At 56.4% G+C, this 5473-nt stretch carries 1 protein-coding gene; it reads left to right on the forward strand.

The window, feature by feature from the left end; all coding sequences use genetic code 11:
• The first annotated feature begins 49 nt into the window (after positions 1-49).
• Entirely contained in the window at positions 50-5011 is a 4962-nt protein-coding gene (locus tag IM485_RS10195; protein WP_287742864.1) for a beta strand repeat-containing protein, read from the forward strand.
• The last annotated feature ends 462 nt before the right edge of the window (positions 5012-5473 follow it).

Below are 5473 nucleotides of genomic sequence, written 5' to 3' on the forward strand. Positions count from 1 at the left end.
TAACTTTGCCGACTATACGACCAGTGGCTCAGCCAACAACTTCACGATCGTGGACAATCGTAGCGGCTCACCCGACGGCACGGATACAGTTGAGAACGTCGAATTTTTGCAATTCGCGGACGTGACGGTTCCAGTCGCTGGTATCCTTAGTCCGGTCCAGTTGTTCGACAACAACAACGTTTTGATTGGCGGTTTCACGACCATCCAGGCGGCGATCAATGCGGCGGCCAACGGCTATCGCATCGTTGTCGGAGCCGGGTCTTACACCGAGAACCTCACCGTCAACAAGTCGCTGACGATTCTTGGTGCGAATGCAGGCACTGATGCGGGCGATACCCGTGGCGCTGAATCGGTTCTGACTGGCGGCATTCATATTCTGAACGAGGGCGTGTTGATCGATGGCATGAAGATCGCAGAAGGCACGACGATCTCCGGAGAGTTGGCGGGGGTCTATGTCCAAGCGAATAACGCAACTGTGGAGAACACGGTCTTCCACCGGAGCGGAACGGTTGATGGCGATGGCTCGCGCGGCGTTATCACTGCGGCTGGTTCCATCACGGGACTGGGGGTTTCTGGAAACAGTTTTAGCGGCTTCGCAACCGGCGTTTATCTGAACCCGGGAGCTGCTGGCTCAGTCAGTGGGAATAGCTTCACAGACAACTTCGTTGGCTTGTCCTTCGACACAAACAATCCGGCCGATGTTGCGGTTACTGGAAACTCGTTCACCAACAATCTCTTTGAACAAGTCGGACTTGGAAGTTTATCGAGCACTGCTGATCTGTCGAGCTTTGGCAGCGGAAGCACATTTACGGGTGCGTCGCCGCAAGTGAGCATCTACGGGCTTCGGGGAGATGGTCAGTTGATCATTGGCACCGGGTTCGATGACAAATACAGCGGCGGTGCGGGCAACGATACGATCTCTGGCGGTGCGGGCAACGACACCCTCATCGGTGGTGCGGGTACCGACACGCTTACGGGTGGAGCCGGCACGAACTCGCTCGACGGCGACGCAGGGATAGACACGGCGACCTTCGCTGGCAACTACGCCGACTACACGCTGGCCTTCAGCGGGTCGAACGTGGTGGTGACGCAAGTGGTCGGCGGCTCGATTGTCGACACGGTGACCGACATCGAGAAGCTGCAGTTCGCCGACAAGGCGGTGATCGTAGTCGGCAGCGCAGTGGGCAGCGAGTACACGACGATCGCCCAAGGCATCGCGGCGGCGAACGCCAACGAGGTGGTACTCGTCGCCGCGGGGACGTACAGCGAGGATCTCATGATCCGGAAGTCGCTGACGCTGCGTGGTGCCCAGGCTGGCGTGAAGGCAACCGGTTTGACGCGTTCTGGCGGCGAGACAATCATCAACGGCACGGGCAATAGTTCCAGCTTCGTCGTCACGATCGAGGCGAACGACGTGACGATCGACGGGTTCTCGATCAACCCGCGGAATCCAGCCCGCGACGGGATCAACACGCGGACGAACGCCACCTCGACTAAGCCTGGCGACCCGTCGGTGGCCTATCGTGCGAACGTGGCGATCCGCAACAACTGGATCTACTCCAGCTACTCCACCACAGCCCAGTTGAACGGCATCGTGTTCGGCGAATCGACCGACAACGCCACGAAGTCGGTGAACGCGGAGATAGCGAACGTGAGCATCGCCGACAACTACATCAACCTGGTGACGTCGGCGGCATCGAGCGGCCCGCGGGGGATGGTATTCACGAATATGTTCCGAGACGGTTCGGCATCGCTGCTCTACTCGAATCTCTTGATCAGCGGGAACACGGTGTTCGCAACCAACGTGCCGCTCGTGCAGCCGCAGCTCCGCACGCGGCTGGATGGGGCGACGATCACGGGCAACACGTTCGGAAACAGTCGTGGCACGGGTGTCAGCATCGCCTCGACGATGACCAACAGCACGTTTAGCAACAACACGATCCAAGACGTTTCGGCTGGCAGCGGCGCGTGGCTGAGCCTTGTGAACTCCACGGCCAGCAACAACACGTTCCAACGGATCGGCGGTGCAGCGTTCGTGCTTTCTGGCGGCAAGTCGAGCGACCCGACGTACTACGCGCCGTCGGCCAACTCGACGATCTCGAACAACACGATCAACTACAACGATGTCGCCCTGCCAGTCGGCTCGACGCAGGCCACGGGTCTGAACATCCAGCCGAATCTCGACAGCGGCGCGGTGTCGATTCCAGGCACGACCGGCGTCGATGCCAACACGATCACGCTCTCGGGCAACACCTTCATCAACGGCAACGTGAACTCGTCGGTGGCAGTGGCGGCGATCGCGCAGCGGAGCGTTGGAAAGACCCTCAACGCGGTGAACGCGACGCCGAACGTGTTCAACGGTGTGTCGCTGACGGGCAGCACCACGACAGACCAGCTGTTCGCAATTGCGGATCAGTTGGCCGACGTGGTAGACGCTACGAACCTAGGCGCGGTCACCATCAGTAGTGGCAACGTCTACGTGACGCCGTCGAGCTTCTGGTCGCCGTCGACGACGACCACGGCCGACGTCCAGCGGGCTGTGAGCGCCGCGGGTGCTGGCCAGACCGTGTGGGTGAAGACCGGCGCGTACACGCCGGGCACCGCGACCACCGCTTTCGAGAACCTCACGGTGAACGCCGAGGCGGGAGTGACCGGCTTCACTGGCCTAGTCCTGGACACTGGCGTGGCCAACGGCACGCTGGCTGGGACGGGGAGCATCAACCTCACGGGCAACGCTGGCGACAACGTCCTCACCGGCAACGACGGCGCAAACCTCCTACAGGGCAACGGCGGCAATGATGCCCTTGCTGGTGGTACGGGCAATGATGCCCTAGAAGGTGGCGCAGGCAATGACAACCTTGAAGGTGGCGCGGGTACCGATACAGCGATCTACACCGGTAACCTTGCCGACTACACGACCACTGGCTCGGTCAGCAACTTCACGATCGTGGACAGTCGTAGCGGCTCGCCCGACGGCACCGATACAGTTCAGAACGTCGAATTCTTGCAATTCGCGGACGTGACGGTTCCAGTCGCCAACATCCTTACCACAGTCCGGTTGTTCGACAACAACGACGTTTTGATTGGCGGTTTCACGACCATCCAAGAGGCGATCGATGCGGCGGCCGACGGCTATCGGATCCTTGTCGGAGCCGGGTCTTACACCGAGAACCTCACCGTCAACAAGTCGCTGACGATTCGTGGTGCGAATGCAGGCACTGATGCGGGCGATACCCGTGGCGCTGAATCGGTTCTGACTGGCGGCATTCATATTCAGGTCGATGGCGTGTTGATCGATGGCATGAAGATCGCAGAAGGCACGACGATCTCCGGAGAGTTGGCGGGGGTCTATGTCCAAGGGAATAACGCAACTGTGGAGAACACGGTCTTCCACCGGAGCGGAACGGTTGATAGCGATGGCTCGCGCGGCCTTATCACGGCTGGTTCCATCACGGGACTGGAGGTTTCTGGAAACAGTTTTAGCGGCTTCGCAACCGGCGTTTATCTGAAACCGGGAGCTGCTGGCTCAGTCAGTGGGAATAGCTTCGAAGACAACTTCGTTGGCTTGTCCTTCGACACAAACAATCCAGCTGATGTTGCGGTTACTGGAAACTCGTTCACTAACAATGTCTTTGAACAAGTCGGACTTGGAATTTTATCGAGCACTGCTGATCTGTTGACCTTTGGCAGCGGAAGCGCATTTACGGGTGCGTCGCCGCAAGTGAGCATCTACGGGCTTCGTGGAGATGGTCAGTTGATCATTGGCACCGGGTTCGATGACAAATACAGCGGCGGTGCGGGCAATGATACGATCTCCGGCGGTGCGGGCAATGATACCCTTGATGGTGGTGCGGGTACCGACACGGCAGTATTTGGCCCGGGCAACAACACCGTCAACCTGACTTTAACTACCGGCCAGGACACGGGCGAGGGTATAGACGTACTGAGCGGTATCGAAAACCTGGTGGGCGGCGACGGTGACGACGTACTTATCGGGAATACTGGCAATAACCAACTCGATGGCGGTACGGGCAACGACAACCTAAGTGGTGGTGCGGGCAACGACACCCTTCTGGGTGGCGCGGGTACCGACACAGCAACATTTGGTGCAGGCAACAACACCGTCAACCTGACTTTAACTACCGGCCAGAACACGGGCGAAGGTACAGACGTACTGAGCAGTATCGAAAACCTGGTGGGCGGCGACGGCGACGACTCCCTTATCGGGGATACTGGCAATAACCAACTCGATGGCGGTACGGGCAATGACACCCTTCTAGGTGATGCGGGCGACGATACCCTCATCGGTGGTGCGGGCAATGACAGCTTAGTAGGTGGTGCGGGTACCGACACAGCAACATTTGGCGCAGGCAACAACACCGTCAACCTGACTTTAACTACCGGCCAGAACACGGGCGAAGGTATAGACGTACTGAGCGGTATCGAAAACCTGGTGGGCGGCGACGGTGACGACTCCCTTACTGGGAATACTGGCAATAATCAACTCGATGGCGGTACGGGCAACGATACCCTAAATGGTCGAGAGGGAGCCGATTTCCTAGACGGTGGAACTGGAGACGATAGCCTATTGGGTGGCTCTCAAAACGATAATCTCATCGGTGGCTCTGGAAACGATACCCTAAATGGTGGCTCTGGAAACGATACTCTCACCGGTGGTGCTGGAAACGATACCCTAACTGGTGGCAGTAATACTGACCGTTTTGTTTTCAACAATCCCACCGAAGGCCTTGACACCATCACGGATTTTAACGTCAGTGAAGCTGATGCTATCGTAGTTTCTTCCGCTGGTTTTGGTGGACTGACTACCATTGGCGGTACTTTGACTGCTAGCCTATTCGCGACAGCTGAAAATGGCACTGCCAAATTTATCTACAGTGGTGGTATTTTATCGTTTGACTCAAACCTTGCTAATCCTGGTGGTCTGGTTCAACTCGCAACTCTTACTAATTTGCCAGTCATCGCTGCAACCAATATTCAGGTTGTCGCCTAATCTATCGCTGTCCCTCCACTGCGGTGGGTTATAGAATTGTTGATTTTTAGGGAAAAATTAAGCCCCCAGAAATCATCGGTAAGGGTGTCTTAGCTCTAGCTAAGACACCCTTATTACTGAACTTCCCCCATACATATATCTAAACTTACCCCATACATATATACCATAATAGCCGAAACCCTTATCCATCAATGGATATACCCCTTAACTTTTCTTAATGTACCCATATAATTTGTAACATTTCTTAATGGACAAGAATTCTCTCTCAAGGGGTGACAGAACAGTTAAAAAGCTTGCTTTATAAGGCTCATAGCCGTTAAGCCTTTGGAGAAATAAGGGTTTTTCTGGGGTTTGAGGCGGATCAAAGAAAAGGCAAGTTCCGAGAAAGTATCCATCGACTCAACCCAAAAAGTACCATAAGTACCTATCCAAAAATCACTATGTCTTTCAGCAGAACGATTA

The organism is Microcystis sp. M169S2 (assembly GCF_020245865.1).
Lineage (GTDB): Bacteria > Cyanobacteriota > Cyanobacteriia > Cyanobacteriales > Microcystaceae > Microcystis > Microcystis ichthyoblabe_A.